The organism is Halomonas sp. AOP30-A1-24, from assembly GCF_052378165.1.
Taxonomy (GTDB): domain Bacteria; phylum Pseudomonadota; class Gammaproteobacteria; order Pseudomonadales; family Halomonadaceae; genus Vreelandella; species Vreelandella citrativorans.
The window spans coordinates 186,941-204,696 of the sequence record NZ_JBQSXL010000001.1 but is presented as its reverse complement, the minus strand read 5'-3'; the positions used below and the strand labels follow the sequence as shown (position 1 = coordinate 204,696).

The following is a 17,756-nucleotide window of genomic DNA, read 5'->3' as shown; positions in this document are numbered from 1 at the left end:
AGAACTGAACAATAAGGCCCCTAAATGCGCAATAACCAACCCATTTCGCAGTGTGAAATCGAGCTAAAAGAAGACGATTTTCTGGTCTCTCGTACGGATTTAAAAGGTCGTATTACGTACACGAACCCGGCATTTATTGAGATAAGTGGCTACACGCATGACGAGTTGATAGGTGCTCCGCATAACCTGGTTCGCCATCCGGATATGCCGCCTGCCGCGTTTGAGAATTTTTGGCAAACCGTACAGGGCGGAGATACCTGGCGTGGGTTGGTTAAAAATCGCTGTAAAAATGGTGATCACTACTGGGTGGACGCCAGCGTAACGCCAATTATTGAAAACGAGCAGGTGGTGGGTTACGCCTCGGTGCGTGTTCAAGCCTCACGTGAGGCCATAAAGCATGCTGAACAGGCTTATGCTGAAATACGGGAAGGGCGTAACAAGCATCTCTACCTGGACAAGGGGCGTCTGCGTCAGCGCGGTATCGGCCAGCGGCTGAAAAGGATTCAGTTTAATACCATTCGTGCCAAACTGGTGGGCATGATCGTGGTCGCCGCGGCGTTGCTGTTGGTTAGCGGTGGCTTGGGGCTTTACGGCCTTAACGCGTCGAGTGACCGGCTTGAGAGGCTTAATAGCGATGGCTTGCGCGATGTCGTCAGGCTGCAACAAATTGACCAAATGATCGCCAATACGCGCCAGGGAATGATTGAACCAGAGCGTATGGAGTTGATCAATCAGCGTTTTGAAATAGGTGAAACCATTGAGCAGCGTGCTGAAGAAGTAGCCACCGTATGGCAGGGCTATTACACCCGTGCGGTCAATAACACGCCGCTTGCCAGTGCGTTTAACGATCAACTTCAGGCCTTTCTTGAGGAGGGAATGGGTCAGGCGGCCCGTGTGCTGCAAGCCGAAGAGACCTACCAAGCGTTTACTGGGCTGGACGCCGTCATCAGCGTCATGTCTGATGAGGGGCGGGCACTTTCTGAAAGCGTGAATCAGCTCATTGAGCAAAAACAGCAAGCGGCTGAACAAATGGCGGTTGATGCCCAGCACGCGCAAAACACCATTATCGCAACGCAAGCGGTGGTGCTGGGGGTTGGGTTGGCGCTGCTGATAGCGATTGGTTGGTTAACCTTCCGCGCAATTATACGTCCCCTAAAGGGCGCATCACGTTTTACGCTGCAAATCGCGGGCGGTAACCTGGCGGCTTCCGCGCCCAAGCGTCAGCACGATGAAGTGGGCCAGCTACTTGATGGGCTTAATGCCATGCGTAAAAGCTTAAGCAGCATTATTGGCGACGTAAAAGGCGGGATAGATATCGTAACGCCTGCCGCACAAGATATTGCGACAGGTAATGAAGCGCTCTCTTCACGTACCGAGCAACAGGCTGCTTCGCTACAGCAAACGGCCTCCAGTATGGAAGAGATGACGGCTACCGTACGTCAGAATAGCGACAACGCTCAAGAAGCCCGCCGACTCGCCGATAATAACTCTACTCGGGTTTCTCAAACGGGCGAGCTAATGGCGCAGTTGGTAGACAATATGCAACGCATTACCCAAAGCTCTCAAAAGATGGCCGATATCATCAATACCATCGACTCGATAGCTTTCCAAACCAACATCCTGGCGCTGAATGCCTCGGTGGAGGCGGCGCGCGCCGGCGAACATGGGCGTGGCTTTGCCGTGGTGGCCGAAGAAGTGCATAATTTAGCCGGACAAAGCGCCGGCGCTGCCCAGGAAATTCGAGGGTTGATTGACGGTTCTAACAAGGAAGTCAATGCGGGCGCTGGGCTGGTTGAAAAAGCAGAAGCCGCGATCAGTGAGGTCGCTGAGGCGGCACGCAGTATTACCAATATCATGCACGAAATTTCGGCAGCGTCTGAAGAGCAAAGCAGTGGTATTGCGGAGGTAAACCAGGCAGTCGCCGAAATGGATCAAGCAACGCAGCAAAATGCTGTTCGAGTCCAGGAAACCGCCCGCGCGGCTGCCGCGTTAGAGCAACAGGCAAGCCTGCTGGCGTTATCGGTTGAAGCCGTTCGGCTTAACCAGAAGAGCCCAGAACGCCCTGTTGCCTTGGCGAACACGTTACCTGCTAAACAAGCAACAACGCTTGCCAGCCCCGCAGCGCGCAACAAAGTAGCCGCGCCTGCTGTGCAGCGACAAGCGACACCTGTAGAGGAATGGGAAGAATTTTGAGCGAACAACGCGAACCAGGTGTCGACGCCAATCAGTGGGCGTCTAGTCATCAGATTGAACGAGATCTGATGCTCACGGATGCGGATTTCTTACGAATACGAGAGCTTATTTACCAGCGTGCTGGCATCGTGTTGGCCGAGCATAAACGCGAGATGGTTTATAGCCGGTTAGCCAAGCGCCTTCGGCATCATGGCTTGACGCGTTTTACCGATTACCTGTTGCGTCTGGAGCGTCAGCCTGACGCAAAAGAGTGGGAGGCGTTTACCAATGCGCTGACGACTAATCTGACCGCGTTTTTTCGCGAGGCGCACCATTTCCCTCTTCTGGCAGAGCATCTTCGCCATAAGCAAGGTCCGTTCACTATTTGGTGCTCGGCTGCCTCAACAGGGGAAGAGCCTTATTCATTGGCCATGACGCTGTTAGAAACGTTAGGGCCGAAAGCCGCGCAGGCGAAAGTTATTGCCACCGATATAGATACCGATGCCCTAAGCCGTGCGCGCCTCGGTATTTATCCGCAAGAGCAGGTGCGCAAATTAGACGAAGCCCGTGTAAAGCGCTTTTTTCAGAAGGGCACCGGGCAGCAACAGGGTCTCGCTCGTGTGCGCCCGGAAGTTTCCGAGCTGGTTGAGTTTATGCCACTTAATCTGCTGTCGACACAGTGGCCGATTAAAGGCCCGTTTGATGCCATTTTTTGTCGAAATATCATGATCTATTTCGATAAAGAGACGCAGGCAAAGATTCTTAAGCGGTTTGCGCCCCTTATGAAGCCGGATGGCCTGCTGTTTGCCGGCCACTCTGAAAACTTTTCGTATATTAGTGATGCGTTCAAGCTGCGGGGCCAGACGGTATACACGCGGGCTTAATGGAACCATTTTCGTGCTTTTCATACGCCTAATGCGTGGTTATCCGTGCAAACAAGGCAGTATACCCGGCATTAACTGCAAAGGAGGCGTGCATTGAGCGCTGCCAAGATCAAAGTATTGTGTGTCGATGACTCGGCGCTGATTCGTGATTTGTTAACCGAAATTATCAACTCTCAGCCGGACATGGAAGTGGTTGCCGTGGCGCCTGATCCACTGGTTGCCAGGGATTTAATTAAGCAACACAACCCTGATGTGCTCACGCTTGACGTTGAAATGCCGCGCATGGATGGGCTCGATTTTCTGGAACGCCTGATGCGCCTGCGGCCCATGCCGGTCTTGATGGTGTCATCGCTCACGCAAAGCGGTTCGGAAATCACGCTGCGTGCACTTGAGCTTGGCGCGCTGGACTTTGTGGCCAAACCAAGCCTGGGTATTCGGCATGGCATGATGGAGTACGCCAATGAAATCGCCGAAAAGCTGCGTGCGGCCGCACGTTCACGGCCGCGTCAGGCGCGCCATAAAAATGCTCCACCGCCTGCACAGTTAAAAGCGCCGTTAGTCTCAAGCGAAAAGCTGATTATCATCGGCGCATCCACGGGCGGCACGGAAGCCATCCGTGCGGTATTAGAGCCGTTGCCTGCCAACTCCCCTGCCATTTTGATCACCCAGCATATGCCGGGAGGGTTTACGCGCTCGTTTGCCGAGCGCCTGGATCGGTTGTGTCGAATAACCGTCAAAGAGGCGACTGATGGTGAACGTATGCTGCCGGGCCACGCCTACATTGCCCCTGGCGACCAGCACTTAAAGCTCGTACGCAGCGGAGCAAACTATGTGGCACGCCTGGACAACGGGCCGCCGGTCAACCGGCACCGGCCATCCGTCGATGTACTGTTTCATTCCGCCGCTGAACAGGCTGGGCGTAACGCCATCGGGGTGATTCTAACCGGCATGGGCAAAGATGGGGCTGCGGGGCTTTTGGAAATGCGCCAGGCTGGCGCGCCTACCGTTGCCCAAAACGAGGCGACGTGTGTGGTCTTTGGTATGCCGCGTGAAGCGATAGCCGTGGGGGGCGCCGTGGAAGTTGCGGCACTCGATGATATTCCCGCCCGGTTGATGGCAATGGTAGCTGCCTCCGGTCGCTCCCAGCGGGTATAAACCTTTTTACTATAAAAATGCTTGGCGAAGGGGATGATCGAATGACACGTTTACTGCGTAACCTGAGTATCCATGCGGCTGTTGTGGCAGCATTACTGTGTTTTACCATGCTGATTATCATACTGGCGAGCATCAGTTTTCTATCAGAGGAACGATCACAGGAAAATCTGGCGACTTACGGGCTTATCAGTAGCGCTCAGTTGAATGAGATTAATCGGGCCGATTCGCTACTCAACCAGGCCATGCTGGCTATGGAGGTGGCTTCAAACTACTTAATGGTTGGCCAGATGAGCCAAACCAACGAGCAGTTGGCGATTGCCGCCGAGCGTATTGAGCGTGCCGAGATGCGTTTTGAGAACTTTGTGGCGACTCCTCGTACGCCGCAGGGTGAAGTGTTAGGAAGTGAGTTAATCGAAAGTTTTCGCGCCGTTATGACATTGGTAAAGCAGCAGCACGAAAGCTTTGAGCAGATGGATATGAATACCTATAACGACCTGCGCGATGCGTTAAGTGAACCGCTGATGAGCCTTGCAGCCAGCACGACGGCGTTCGTTGAGTATGGCTTCCAGCGGGTTGATGGTATTGGCCAAGAGGCGCACGCCCAAGGCAACTTTTTTAAACTGGTTAGCACCATTGCATTGGGTATAGCGTTGCTGGTTACGCTTGCCATTTATATTGGCTTACGCCGCACCGTGACGACGCCCTTAAACGATGCGGTTAAACGGTTAAATAAAATTGCCGAAGCGGATCTTACCCAACCACTACCTGAGGCGGGCAATAACGAGATTGGTCGCCTGTTTTCGGCGATGGCCACCATGCAGCAAAACCTGACGGGGATTGTTGCTCGGGTCCGAGAGGGCAGTTCTGAAATCCACTATGGTACGCGGGAAATCGCTAGCGGCAATGCCGACCTTTCCTCACGTACGGAGCAGCAAGCGGCGGCCATTGAGGAAACCGCAGCCAGCATGGAAGAGATGACGGCCACCGTGAAGCAGAACGCAGATAATTCGCGTCAAGCCAGCACGCTGGCGGCAGATGCCTCGACAACTGCTGAGCACGGTGGCCAAGTGGTCAGCCAAGTGGTTCAAACGATGCATGGTATATCGACAAGTTCGCAAAAAGTGGCCGATATCACCAGTGTTATTGACTCCATTGCGTTTCAAACCAATATCCTCGCACTGAATGCTTCTGTGGAGGCTGCACGTGCCGGTGAACAGGGTCGTGGCTTTGCGGTGGTGGCGGGTGAAGTGCGCAACCTTGCTAGTCGTAGTGCCGATGCTGCCAAGGAAATCAGAACGCTAATTGATGCCTCGGTGAGCCAGATTAAGCAAGGCTCAACGCTCGTGGAGCAAGCGGGCTCTACCATGTCAGACGTTGTCACTGCCGTGCGCCGTGTGACTGACATCATGGATGAGATATCGGCCGCTTCACAGGAGCAAAGCGATGGCATTGAGCAGGTGAGCCATGCGGTTGGGCAGATGGATCAGGTCACCCAGCAAAACGCTGCCCTTGTCCAGGAAGCTTCCTCGGCTGCTGCCTCATTGGAAGAGCAGGCCAATCAGTTAGAGCAGGCGGTTGCCGTCTTTAAGTTGCTAGGATCTCAGACGCCTCAGCGCACTTCATTGCCTAAGCAAACGAATTCTACGCCGCCTCGCGCTGCGGAAAAAAGTTTACCGGCGGCCTCCGCGCCACGATCAACGCCAACCCACAGCGACCACGCAGAGTGGGAAGCTTTTTAACCCTGACTATATAACTCGTCATCAAGACGTGAATTGATAAGAGGATGAGCAATGGCCGACAAGAACATGAGCTTTTTGGTAGTCGACGACTTTCCTACCATGCGCCGGATTGTACGTAGCCTGCTTAAAGAGCTGGGTTTTACCAATGTCGATGAAGCAGAAGATGGTCAGGACGCGCTTAATAAGCTGCGTGCAGGTGATTTTGAATTTGTTGTTTCTGACTGGAATATGCCTAACCTGGACGGTTTGGAAATGCTCAAGGAAATTCGTCAGGATGACGGCTTGAAGCATTTGCCGGTATTGATGGTAACGGCAGAAGCCAAGAAAGAAAATATTATCGCGGCCGCTCAAGCGGGTGCTAACGGCTACGTCGTTAAGCCATTTACCGCGGCTACCCTTGAAGAGAAGCTTAATAAAATCTTCGAAAAAATGGGTAAATAAAGCGGCTGGGCCGAAGGGCCTGGTGAGCGAGGAGATAATACCATGAGTCAGAATGAGCAGATCGACTCTAGCCCGCTATCCGAGGAAGGCGCTGAAGAGCTAATTCATCGCATCGGCAAGCTTACTCGCATGCTACGCGATAATATGCGCGAGCTGGGATTGGATAAAGAGATCGAAAAAGCGGCTGAAGCCATTCCTGATGCGCGAGATCGGCTGCACTATGTTGCCACGATGACCGAGCAGGCAGCCGACCGCGCATTGAATGCGATTGATCGTGCTCAGCCACTTCAGGATGAACTCTCTGAGCGTGCTGAAGGGCTTGATAAGCAGTGGGCTGAGTGGTTTGAAGCGCCCAAGGATCTGGAAGATGCCAAGGCGCTCGTTAAGGATACGCGCAGCTACTTAAGCGATGTGCCTACGATGACGGCGGCGACGAGTAAAGAGCTTCTTGAAATCATGATGGCTCAGGACTTCCAGGATCTGACCGGCCAGGTGATCAAGAAAATGATGGACGTGATCCGTGAGATCGAATATCAGCTTGTTCAGGTGCTGATCGACAACGTACCGGGTGCTCAGGTACGCGAATCGATGCAGCGCAAGGCCGAAGATCAGTGGAAAAACGACAGTGCACGACGTAAAGAGGATTTGTTGAACGGCCCGCAAATCAAGGAGAGTGCGCCCGATATCGTCACTGGTCAGGATCAGGTGGACGACTTATTGGACGAATTGGGCTTTTAATGCGGCGTTATTAGAGCATTGTAAAAAGCCGTATCTGGCAATATAAGCGTTTTGTTCAGCCGTCCCTTGGGGCGGCTGACTTTATGGTGCGCCACGCACGCTAAGCCGGATGTAGCATGGCAGATAACGATAGCGATCAGGAAAAGACCGAAGAGGCCACGCCCAGGCGCAAAAGCAAAGCGCGTGAAGAGGGGCAGGTACCTCGGTCGCGTGAGCTAACCACGTTTTTGCTGCTGCTGGGCGGTGTCGGTGGGTTATGGGGCATGGGGCAGATTTTTTATGACCAGTTGGGAATGGTCATGGAGCAGGCTTTCATGTTTGACCGGCGCCAAGCCATGGAAGAGATGCCCATGCTGGTCAATGCGCTAAACCTGGGGCAGCGGACGCTGTTTACCATGATGCCGCTATTTCTACTGCTGGCGGTCATTGCGTTAACGGCTCCTGCCTTACTGGGGGGGTGGCTGATATCCGCAAAGTCCATGCAGCCCAAGCTCTCCAAGCTAAACCCTATCGCAGGGGTTAAGCGGATATTTTCGACCCAAGCGTTGATTGAGCTGGCGAAAGCGATTGCCAAGTCGGTGCTGGTGGGTAGCGTGGCCGGGACGTTTTTGTATCTCAACCTGGGTAAGTTTTTAGCGCTAATGGATCAGCCCGTGCATCAAGCACTGGTCAGTGCGCTTAATATGGCGGCCCAGGCGGCTGGTTTGGTCGTACTGTCGCTAATGATCGTCATTCTTATCGATGTACCTTTTCAGCTGTGGAGTAACGCCAAGAAGCTGCGCATGAGTAAAGAAGAGGTGAAGCGCGAGCATAAAGAGTCAGAAGGTGACCCCCATGTTAAAGGACGCATTCGTCAACAGCAGCAGACGATGGCTCGGGGTAGAATGATGAGCAAGGTGCCAGAGGCCGACGTTATTATTACCAACCCAACGCATTATGCCGTGGCCTTGATGTATCAAGAGGGCAGCATGGGAGCACCGCGACTGGTGGCCAAAGGGGCGGATGCCGTTGCGGCAAAAATACGCGAGCTGGGCATAGAGGCAGGCGTTCCTCGCTTGGAGGCTGCACCGCTGGCGCGCGCCCTTTATCATCATGTGGATCTAGAGGCCGAAGTGCCTGCCGAGCTTTATACAGCGGTGGCAGAAGTGATGGCGTGGGCTTACCGCTTAAAGCATGTTGGACAACAAGGAGGCGAGGTGCCCCCAACTCCCGATAATCTGCCGGTACCCCCGGAAATGCAAACCCCTGGCCGTCAGGCCAGTGGCAATGAGGCACCGCCATGAAAGGTTTAAACCAACTGGTCTCTCAGCGTGGCTGGATGGGCGAGGTACGCATGAAGCTGCTTGCCGGGCCGGTGCTGATTTTAATGATTTTGGGCATGATGATCCTGCCCTTGCCGCCCTTTGCGCTGGATATGCTGTTCACCTTTAACATCGCCTTGGCCATCATGGTGTTGTTGGTCAGCATGTTTGCCGAAAAGCCTTTGGATTTTGCTGCGTTTCCTGCTGTTTTGCTATTTACCACGCTACTGCGTCTTTCGCTTAACGTCGCCTCAACGCGGGTAGTATTGATGGATGGCTACGCGGGCGGCGCATCGGCCGGTAAGGTCATCGAAGCGTTTGGTACCTTTCTGGTAGGGGGTAATTTTGCCGTTGGCCTAGTGGTCTTCTTGATACTGGTCATTATCAATTTCATGGTGATCACCAAGGGCGCTGGGCGAATTGCTGAGGTCGGCGCACGTTTTACGCTGGATGCAATGCCTGGCAAGCAGATGGCCATTGATGCCGATTTAAATGCTGGCTTGATTGGTGAAGAAGAAGCCAAAAAGCGTCGTTCAGAAGTCGCCCAGGAAGCCGACTTTTATGGCTCGATGGACGGTGCCAGTAAATTTGTACGCGGTGATGCCATGGCGGGCCTGGTCATCATGGTGGTTAATATTATTGGTGGCCTGTTGATTGGTATGATGCAGCACGATATGAGCTTCGCCGATGCGGGCCGTACGTATACGCTGCTAACGATTGGCGACGGCCTGGTTGCCCAGATTCCGGCGCTGGTCATTTCCACCGCGGCTGGTGTAACGGTATCGCGCGTTAATACCGAGCAGGATGTTGGCCAGCAAATGATCAGCCAACTGTTCGTGAACCCTCAGGTGATGATTCTGGCGGCCGCGGTTATGGGGCTGCTGGGCCTGGTGCCGGGCATGCCGAACTTTGTCTTTCTGTTTTTTACCGCACTGCTGGGCGGTTTGGCTTGGCTCTTGATGCGTCACAATCAGAAAGTCCAAGTGAAAGAGGAGATCGCTACAGAAGCACCTGTTACCCAGGAAACTCCTGAGGCCAGCTGGGAAGATGTCCATCTGGTCGATACCCTTGGACTTGAAGTGGGCCATCGTTTAATCCCACTGGTCGATGCCCGCCAAAAAGGCGAGCTTCTGGGGCGTATTAAAAGCGTGCGTAAAAAGTTTGCTCAGGAGGTCGGTTTCCTGCCACCGGTGGTGCATATCCGCGACAACCTGGAACTGCCGCCTAATACCTACGTGCTCTCCATGAAAGGCGCTGAAATAGGTCGCGCCGAAGCGCAGACAGGCAAGTGGCTCGCCATTGACCCGGGGCAGGTCTCTGGGGAACTGCAAGGGACTGCCACTCACGACCCTGCCTTTGGTTTACCCGCGGTTTGGGTCGACACCAATCAGCGTGAGCACGCCCAGGTGTATGGCTATACTGTGGTCGATGCCAGTACCGTTATTGCGACTCACCTTAATCATTTGCTACATCGACATTCACCCGAAATGCTGGGCCGCCAGGAGGTCCAGAAGCTGCTCGACAAGCTGGGCGAAGAGCAGAAATCACTGGTAGAAGAAGTAGTGCCCAAGGCAATTTCTCTGACCATTCTGCAACGTATTTTGCAGAATCTGCTGGAAGAGGATGTGTCTATTCGTGACATGCGCACGATTCTGGACACCCTGGCAGAGCATGCCGGTCAGCAAAAAGATCCTAATGAGCTTACCGCGCTGGTGCGTATTGCATTAGGCCGGGCCATTACGCAGCAGTGGTTTGCCGGACAGGAAACCCTCAATGTGATGGGGCTGGATGCCCAACTGGAGCAGGTACTGATACAGGCGATGAACGGGAATGGCGCGATGGAGCCAGGCTTGGCTGAAACCTTGATGGATCAGGCGCAGCAGGCTCTGGAGCAGCATGAAAGTAGCGGGGAGGCACCGGTATTGGTGGTTCAGCACTCGCTGCGTGGCGTGCTATCACGCTTTTTGCGCCGTCGTTTGCGGCATCTTGTGGTCATGTCACAAGCAGAAATTCCGGATGACCGCACGCTGCGTGTGACCACCACAGTGGGTGGCCGCTAACCATGACCGCAAGCAGCGAACGTGTCAGCTATGTGTACAAACAAAAGGTAAGACATGAGCGTTAGGCGTTTTACGGGAGCAAACAGTCGTGATGTCATGCGCCAGGTGCGTGAAACGCTGGGAGATGATGCGCTAATTTTGGCGAACCGCCGTACTGATGACGGCGTTGAAATCATGGCGATGGCCGATGAGGCTGTCGAGCCTGTCGACGCCGCGTTAGAGGTAACCGCAAGTACGGTAGAACCCGCTACAGCGACGGACCCTCTTCAGGCCATGAGTGAGCGCCTACTGCGTGAAATGCAAGATATGCGCGCGCTTTTAACTAACCAACAGGTAACGAGCCAGCAGGCGCCTCGGCCCGCCGAGTCGGTGCAACAAGCCTCCGATACGCGCGCGCGGCTTTCTCAGTTGTTGACGCGAGTTGGCTTTAGCGCCGAGCTTGGCGATGAAGTACTCGCGGGTCTGCCAGCATCATTGAAAGCGCTTGGCCCTGAAAGTGAGCAACCGCTTGATTGGCTGCGCCAGCAGCTGACAAGCAGGCTTCATGTGTTAAATGACGAGGCCAGTTTTTTTGACCAAACGGGCATCGTCGCCTTGGTCGGTCCTACCGGAATAGGCAAAACCACGACCACCGCAAAGCTTGCGGCGCGCTTTGTGATGCGACATGGCACACGCCCTGTCGCGCTGGTCACCACGGATAGCTTTCGTATCGGCGCCCATGAGCAGCTCAGGATTTACGCACGCCTGTTGGATACCCCCATGTACGCCCTTGATGCTGAGCAGCCGGTCGATGATCTGCTGGGCCGCCTTCACGGCAAGCAGTGGGTCATGATTGATACGGTTGGGATGAGCCAGCGTGACCAGCGTGTTATTGATCAAATTGCTCATTTGCAGGGCGGAAGTTCCACGGTAAGGCTGGTACTGCTGTTGAACGCGGCTAGCCAGCCAGAAACCCTGGAAGAAGTCGTGCTGCGTTATCGTCAGGCCGCGCGGGCGGCAGGCGCTGAGCTTGATGACTGTATTATTACCAAGCAGGATGAAGCCGGCCGACTAGCCCCCGTGCTGGATATTGTTATCCGTCATGGTATGCGCGTGCTGTTTAGCTCTCATGGGCAGCAAGTGCCCGAAGATATGAGCGTGGCGCTGCCGGATGCGCTGATCAACCAGGCGTTGGAAAGCCAGGCGAAAGCAGCGCCGCAGCCTGGCTTCACGGCACCGGCTAGCATGCCTCGCTGGTCGCGAGATGTGCTTGGCCAAGGGCGGAGGCTGTCGCTACTACTGACGCGGCTGCGCCAGCGTTTGGCAGGCTTCGCCACGCTGGAAGCCATGTGGGATGTTAGCGCTTTGCCGAGCGAGCTACAGAGCGCGCAGCTTACTCGTCTGTTGCCGCACGCGTTACCCGCCCCTGGTGTGGTGTGGGCGGCACGCCGTAACGAGCGTGGCTGTGATTGGTCGATGCCGGATATCAGCATGGACGAACGGGGCGCTTGGCATGCCGTCCCCATGCTTCAACATCGCCAACCTGCGGGTTGGCAGGCCAGGCTTGAGACACGAATGGAGGCGGGCGCCACGGTGCATCTATTGCCCGTGCTGCCTCCGGCAGAAACCGTGCAGTGGCTGAATGAGCAACAGCTGACTTGGGTCAGCCTTGTGACATCCGCACAGCGTGTATACTTTCATGGCGAGCGTTCTGCGCTACGCGGACTATTTGAACAAAGCACGCTCAGCCATCATGTCAGCGTGCGGTTTCGTGGCCAGTCCATGCAGTTATGGACCGCTTATGCCGAAGTGCAAAATGAGGCGGGCAGTGTACTGCTTGCGTGGTATGGGGAGGTTCGTGACCCCGAAAGTGCCAAGGTCGTTGCCCGGCGCTACTGGTTGACGCCGGCTCGTTTAGGCGCCGATGTACTTTTCCAACTGGTCATTCAGCTGCAAAGTGAGGGCCTGGCAGCGCTCACCAAACGCGCGTTGCAGCAGTTTAAAGAGGCCGATAGCGGGGACGTGGATCCAGAAGTACGTCTACTGTTAGCCAGCGGCGTCGCGTCAGTGGTCGGGCATTTGGATAACGCGGATGATGATGAGGCGTCCAGTCTGCGTAGCGATCTACTCAGCCTGTTGGGCACGCGCCGAAAACGCCGCGATACGGCCATGCTGGATGCGTTGATGTACGCCTTTATGGCGCGCGACGCCATTCGCCAATTGGGCAGCGTTAGCCGAAAGGTGAATGTATGAGTCAGGATCAGGCGGCGGGCTTGCGCCAATGGGCCGACAGCCAGCGTCAGAAGCAGGCACCCAGCCAGCCTGATGCGCCGTTGGCAAGTGATATGGAGGTGATGAGCGAAGCGCCTGCGCCCGCGCCAGGTGCTGTTTCGCCCACCCCCACGATTGACGAGCAGCCGGTTGCGAAAGCCCCTTCGCGACCTAAAAAGCCCTTGTATATTATTGGTTTGCCAGGGCAGGGCGCGCAGGCTGTCAAACAGGCTCAACATCGCCTGGCTCAATGGTCTGCGCTGGGCCGTCACTGGGCAGGATCACCTGACGATTGGGATATACAGGCGGTTAGCGTTAATGCGCCTGATCTGGCTCAGCTAAGTGCTCGGCATGCGCGTTGGGCGCTCTGGGTTAACAGCGATGCGGACGCATTTGCCGAGATGTACCGGCTACTTCGCCAGGCGCGTGACAATGGCGGGCCTCGCCGATTATTGGCACTGCACGAGCCCTCTTTGTCGCGCCAAGGCTTGTTGGAAAACTTGCGTGAAGCCGCTAGCCACTATTTGGCCATCGATCTTCTGGTGCTGGCGCGCTGATAAGGAAATATTCGACATGTTAAGCAAGCTATTCAAGATGATGGGTGTTTGCGGGTTGATAGGTCTCATCGGTAGCGCTCAGGCGGCGGGCAGCTGGAGCACCTCGGTGCCGGGCGTGATGGTGGCCATGAGTGACCGGGAAACCCGTAGCCAGTCAATGACGCCACCCGATTCTGTACAGGTGCACAATCGTGTGATTGATCGGATACACTGGCAGCTTGAGGCGCCGCCGGGCAGCGCTATCAACGCATGGCTATGCCATCCGGAGCAGTGTGTGGCTCTCTCGGGAGGGCGCGGAACGGTCACCGAGCTGGCGGGAAGGCAGGTAAGTGCTCCTTTGCAGTTTCGTTTTAAGTTACTGCCTGGACAGCGGCCTGTTCGTGTTCAGGGTCTGCAAGTCATTGTGAACTATCAGTAAAAGTTGTATAGCCGCGAGGCAAAAAGATGTACACAGCACAAGGCAGAATCAAGCAAGGCGAGCTATTCACACAATACATGCCACTGGTAAGACGTCATGCCTTAACACTGCAGGTCAGGTTGCCAGCCAGTATTGAACTTGATGATCTTATTCAGGCGGGCACGGTAGGGCTTTTAGAAGCACTGGGCCGTTTTGATGCCGCTCATGGTGCCAGCTTTGCGACGTTTGCCAGCCAGCGTATCCGTGGGGCGATGGTCGATGAACTGCGTACGCGGGATTGGTTGCCACGCAGCGTGCGCCGCGCTGCGCGCGCTGTGGACGACGCGATCCGGCGGCTAGAGCAGCAGCTCGGGCGCTCGCCGGAAGAGAGTGAAATTGCCTTGGCGCTTGAGATGCCGCTGGGTGATTACCAACAGCTGCTCAACGACACCAATAGCGGTCAGCTATTGCCGTTTGAAGAGTTGGTTGCCGATGGTGGTGAGCCGGTAAGTTTTGATGTGAGCAACTTGCCGTTTGAAAAGCTGCTGGATGAGCAGCAGCGCCAAACATTGGTTGCTGCCATTGAGGCGTTGCCAGAGCGCGAGAAACTGCTCATGGCACTTTATTACCAGGAAGAGCTGAATTTAAAAGAAGTGGGCGCCGTGCTGGGCGTGACCGAGTCGCGTGTGTCTCAGTTGCATAGCCAAGCCATTAGCCGTCTGCGTGCCCGGTTGCATGATTCAGCCTAAACAACCGATACGTTAACTCACAATAACCGGCGAGGAGCCGTTGATGAACCCGTCCACGTTGATAGGTATATTCGCCAGTATGCTGCTGCTAGTAAGCGTGCTGTTCTTTACTGCGGAGTCCCCTGAAAGTTTTATCAATCTGCCGGGCCTGGCGATTGTTATAACCGGTACTCTGGCCGCTACTTTTATAAGCTATCCGCTAAAAGAGGTGTTACGCGTTGTACGCTTGGTAGGGCTTGTCTTTCGGCGTGAAAATACCTATATACGCGACGATATCAACGAGCTGGTCGCCATGTCCCGGCTATGGTTTAAAGGCGATGTGCGTGCAGTCGAACAAGAGTTGGAGCATACGCGCAATCCGTTTTTACGTACCGGTATTCAGTTAGTCATTGCCAATACCAAAGAAGATGAGATCTTCGACATGCTGCGTTGGCGGATTGCCCGGCTCAAGGCTCGCGAGCACGCAGAAGCCCAGATTTTTCGCACCATGGCGACCTATGCGCCAGCGTTTGGCATGATTGGCACGCTGGTGGGATTGGTTAATATGCTGGAAGTCATGGATGCCGGTGACCTGGATGTCATTGGCCCCCGTATGGCGGTGGCGCTGCTCACCACCTTCTACGGTATTTTGCTGGCGAATCTGGTGTTTAAACCCATCGCGGTGAAGCTAGAACGACGTACAGAAGAGCGCCTGATTACCATGAACATGGTGCTGGAAGGTATTTCACTGATCACCAAGCGCCGCCTGCCCTCTTTTATTGAGGAAACGCTCAATTCATTTATCGCCAACTATAACGATGAGATTCGCGATGCCACTATAAAGCCCCGGCCTGATACACCAAGCGCGACGGCAAAGGGCTAAGGCGATGCTGGATAACAATACGCGCCATGCGCTGGAGCTTCCCGCCGGGCAGGGTGAAAGCGATGAGAGCTGGCTGACCAGTTATCTGGACGTGCTCACCCTGCTGATTACGCTGTTTGTTTTGTTGCTGGCTTTGGCTCCCCCCGGTGGTAATGAAGCACTTGAGGGTGAGGAAGCGTCCATGGCCAGCGTGATTAGCTCACTGCCCTTGGCAACGCTTGCCACCGGTATTCACCCGCGCCATAGCGGGTTGCAGCCCCAGATGGCGGCATTGGATATTCCCGGCGTCAGCGTATCGCAGGGCCAGGAGGGCGTAACGCTACGCATTGATGATAGCCTTTTATTTCCCAGTGGCGAGGCAGTGCTAACCTCTCTAGGCCAAGAGGTGATAGAAAGTCTTGTCGATGTGTTCGCGGCCTTTGATGGTCAGGTTTCCGTTGAAGGACATACTGACAATCTTCCTATTGCGACCACTCGGTTCCCTTCCAACTGGGAACTCTCCGCCGGACGTGCGATTGCCGTTATGCGCCACCTGGAAGGTCAGGGCATAGCGATTTCTCGAATGCGGGCCGTTGGTTATGCGGATACTCAACCTATGGAGAGCAACGCAACACCTGAAGGGCGAGCTGCTAACCGGCGCGTTGAACTGTTGTTACGACAACAGCCAGAAGGGTGAGTGGACTGCTCAAGGCTGGGGTTGTGCCTAAGCATCCCCTTCTGCTGCAGTCGTATGCTGCCCTGTTGGTGCTTGATGTCGATCGTCGGCGCATCCAGGCGACCAGTACAAATCTGGCCGCGCTGATGGGACTCTCACGCCAATCGGTAACGTTAACCCAATTGCTGGGGACGCGTTTAATCCAGCGACTTTCAGGGCGACGCGGTTTCACATAGCGTTTGCATGCGCTCAATCGCTTGATCGGCGCCTTCAAGCTGAAACGTCATGTACCAGGGGGGCTGTTCGCCTCGATCAAACCCCAGGAAAAGTTGCTCGCCTTGTTCCATCTGGTGCATTAGCGTCTGCATATCAGCAAGATAAAAGTGTACGTAAAAGCCGTTATCGCCTCGCTCGGTGATGAATTCTGCCATGGTATCGACCGCGGGCTGCTCATCGATACGCAGCCGGGTCGGCACCAGGTTGACGGTTTTACTTTCGCCTTGCTGCTCCTCCAGCGTGACACGCACTTCAAGCCACGGTAAATCACACACGTTTTGGGTGGCATTCAGGCTGAGTGTCGCGTCGGAATAACTATGGGTTTCAACGGCGCGAAAGTGGTGCTCATTACCCAGCGTTAACGCCATTGATTGCCACTGGCCATGCGACTGTATGTCCTCCATATTAAAGTTCGCCGCCTGTGTTAACGGTGCAATAAGTAGAAGGGTGGCGCTTGCCAAGGCTGTTGAATAGGGTGTCATGTCAGCACATCAAGGTTGGGTAAGAAAAGCCCAGCGTTTATGACGGGTTTGCCCGCAGCAAAGGCGCCGGGTGCTTTCTATAAACCACTACCGCCCGTGGCAGCACGTGGTAATGGTAGTGGTAATGGCCACTAGGCAGAAAGTTCGAATAATGGCCTAACGTCGTCATTAAGATAACAGTCATCAAACTCGCCGACTGCCGCCAGTGCTTGAAGATCAGGAATCGTAACGTTGTGACGATCACGAAATACCAGACCTTCTTCGCTCAGCAAGCTAAAGGTGCGGCTAACATGTACAGGGCTTAAGCCCAGAATGTCAGCTAGCTGCTCTTGAGAGAGCGGGAGTCGAAGCTGCCCGTCGGTATGGCTATTGGTCTGGCGCAGTCTCAAATACATTTCGTACAGGAAGTGCGCTGTTTTTTGCCGAGCACTGCGTCGGGCAAGCGTTACTAGTCGTTCGGTGAGCAGTGCCTGGTGACGGCTGGTGATCGCAAATACCACCGAGGTTAGTGGCACCGACTGACGAAATACGTCAAGCAGGCGTTTGTGCGGAAAATGACAGATTACGCCATCGGTAATCATGCGAACACTTTCCAGACGTTGCGAAAACGCGAACTCACGCAGGCCAATAATATCGCCAGGCAAATAAATTTCCAGAATCTGTCGATCACCGTTTTCAAGGTGGCGATAGGAGTAGGCCCAACCACTTTTCAAGGTGCAAAATTCGCCAGCCGGATCACCGAGTTCCCATAGCAGTGAGCCCGCTGTGATATCCGTAGGGCTCTCTTCCAGGGACGCTAACAGGGCTTTATCTGCCGTGCTTAATGAGCAGTAGTGGCTGAAGTGGTGAAGAATGCAGCTTTGATCTTCGCTCACAGCTTGATCTCCATGAGTGTTGCCTAACAAATATCAAGTTATTTGGCGAATGACGATAAGCAATTAATCGCGCACTGCACTGCCCGATGACCTTGATACAGGGGCGAATCGGCTAAATTATGGCATAAAATCACGTTCAGGGTGGGCGCATGCCCACCCTGAA

At 54.7% G+C, this 17,756-nt stretch carries 17 protein-coding genes; 15 read left to right on the top strand and 2 right to left on the bottom strand.

The annotated features are described in order from the left end of the window. The first annotated feature begins 24 nt into the window (after positions 1-24). The 15 genes from ACT3TJ_RS00980 (at position 25) to ACT3TJ_RS00910 (ending at position 16,196) form a co-directional block, all read left to right on the top strand. A complete protein-coding gene (locus tag ACT3TJ_RS00980; protein ID WP_193056590.1) occupies positions 25-2,193 on the top strand; it encodes a methyl-accepting chemotaxis protein in 2,169 nt (722 codons plus the stop codon). Continuing rightward, entirely contained in the window at positions 2,190-3,056 is an 867-nt protein-coding gene (locus ACT3TJ_RS00975) for a CheR family methyltransferase (protein ID WP_193053678.1), read from the top strand. The genes ACT3TJ_RS00980 and ACT3TJ_RS00975 overlap by 4 nt, the downstream gene beginning before the upstream one ends. A 93-nt stretch (positions 3,057-3,149) precedes the next feature. Continuing rightward, positions 3,150-4,211 carry a protein-glutamate methylesterase/protein-glutamine glutaminase gene (locus ACT3TJ_RS00970; RefSeq protein ID WP_193053677.1) on the top strand — a complete coding sequence of 354 codons (1,062 nt, stop codon included), beginning with the start codon at positions 3,150-3,152 and terminating at the stop codon, positions 4,209-4,211. A 41-nt stretch (positions 4,212-4,252) separates the two neighbouring features. Beyond that, on the top strand, positions 4,253-5,950 hold the full coding sequence (locus tag ACT3TJ_RS00965) for a methyl-accepting chemotaxis protein (protein ID WP_193053676.1): 1,698 nt from the start codon (positions 4,253-4,255) through the stop codon (positions 5,948-5,950). Positions 5,951-6,001: 51 nt separating this feature from the next. Beyond that, positions 6,002-6,391: a chemotaxis response regulator CheY gene (gene cheY / locus ACT3TJ_RS00960; protein WP_172117759.1), complete on the top strand. Its 390-nt coding sequence runs from the start codon at positions 6,002-6,004 to the stop codon at positions 6,389-6,391. A gap of 42 nt (positions 6,392-6,433) precedes the next feature. Further along, on the top strand, positions 6,434-7,129 hold the full coding sequence (gene cheZ / locus ACT3TJ_RS00955) for a protein phosphatase CheZ (protein ID WP_193053675.1): 696 nt from the start codon (positions 6,434-6,436) through the stop codon (positions 7,127-7,129). A gap of 116 nt (positions 7,130-7,245) precedes the next feature. Further along, positions 7,246-8,412 carry a flagellar biosynthesis protein FlhB gene (gene flhB / locus ACT3TJ_RS00950; protein ID WP_087109039.1) on the top strand — a complete coding sequence of 389 codons (1,167 nt, stop codon included), beginning with the start codon at positions 7,246-7,248 and terminating at the stop codon, positions 8,410-8,412. Continuing rightward, entirely contained in the window at positions 8,409-10,490 is a 2,082-nt protein-coding gene (flhA, locus tag ACT3TJ_RS00945) for a flagellar biosynthesis protein FlhA (RefSeq protein ID WP_444665432.1), read from the top strand. Before flhB ends, flhA begins: the two co-directional genes overlap by 4 nt. Before the next feature lie 54 nt (positions 10,491-10,544). Continuing rightward, positions 10,545-12,722, top strand: a complete 2,178-nt coding sequence (flhF, locus tag ACT3TJ_RS00940) for a flagellar biosynthesis protein FlhF (protein WP_444665431.1) — start codon at positions 10,545-10,547, stop codon at positions 12,720-12,722. Further along, positions 12,719-13,297 (top strand): hypothetical protein, encoded by a 579-nt coding sequence (locus ACT3TJ_RS00935; protein WP_193053671.1) that lies wholly within the window; start codon positions 12,719-12,721, stop codon positions 13,295-13,297. Before flhF ends, ACT3TJ_RS00935 begins: the two co-directional genes overlap by 4 nt. A 16-nt stretch (positions 13,298-13,313) precedes the next feature. Then, entirely contained in the window at positions 13,314-13,715 is a 402-nt protein-coding gene (locus ACT3TJ_RS00930; protein WP_193053670.1) for a flagellar protein FlhE, read from the top strand. A 26-nt stretch (positions 13,716-13,741) separates the two neighbouring features. After that, complete coding sequence (locus tag ACT3TJ_RS00925) at positions 13,742-14,443, top strand: RNA polymerase sigma factor FliA (protein WP_087109031.1); 702 nt, start codon at positions 13,742-13,744, stop codon at positions 14,441-14,443. A gap of 43 nt (positions 14,444-14,486) precedes the next feature. Further along, on the top strand, positions 14,487-15,305 hold the full coding sequence (locus ACT3TJ_RS00920; RefSeq protein ID WP_087109028.1) for a motility protein A: 819 nt from the start codon (positions 14,487-14,489) through the stop codon (positions 15,303-15,305). A gap of 4 nt (positions 15,306-15,309) precedes the next feature. Continuing rightward, positions 15,310-15,981 carry an OmpA/MotB family protein gene (locus tag ACT3TJ_RS00915; RefSeq protein WP_193053669.1) on the top strand — a complete coding sequence of 224 codons (672 nt, stop codon included), beginning with the start codon at positions 15,310-15,312 and terminating at the stop codon, positions 15,979-15,981. A 23-nt stretch (positions 15,982-16,004) separates the two neighbouring features. Beyond that, positions 16,005-16,196, top strand: coding sequence for a hypothetical protein (locus tag ACT3TJ_RS00910; protein WP_193053668.1), 192 nt, complete (start codon positions 16,005-16,007; stop codon positions 16,194-16,196). Here the strand turns inward: ACT3TJ_RS00910 and ACT3TJ_RS00905 are convergent. Both ACT3TJ_RS00905 and ACT3TJ_RS00900 read right to left on the bottom strand, forming a co-directional pair. Then, on the bottom strand, positions 16,173-16,718 hold the full coding sequence (locus ACT3TJ_RS00905) for a hypothetical protein (RefSeq protein WP_193053667.1): 546 nt from the start codon (positions 16,716-16,718) through the stop codon (positions 16,173-16,175). The genes ACT3TJ_RS00910 and ACT3TJ_RS00905 overlap by 24 nt on opposite strands. 131 nt (positions 16,719-16,849) lie before the next feature. After that, positions 16,850-17,593 carry a Crp/Fnr family transcriptional regulator gene (locus ACT3TJ_RS00900; protein ID WP_193053666.1) on the bottom strand — a complete coding sequence of 248 codons (744 nt, stop codon included), beginning with the start codon at positions 17,591-17,593 and terminating at the stop codon, positions 16,850-16,852. Positions 17,594-17,756: the final 163 nt, after the last annotated feature.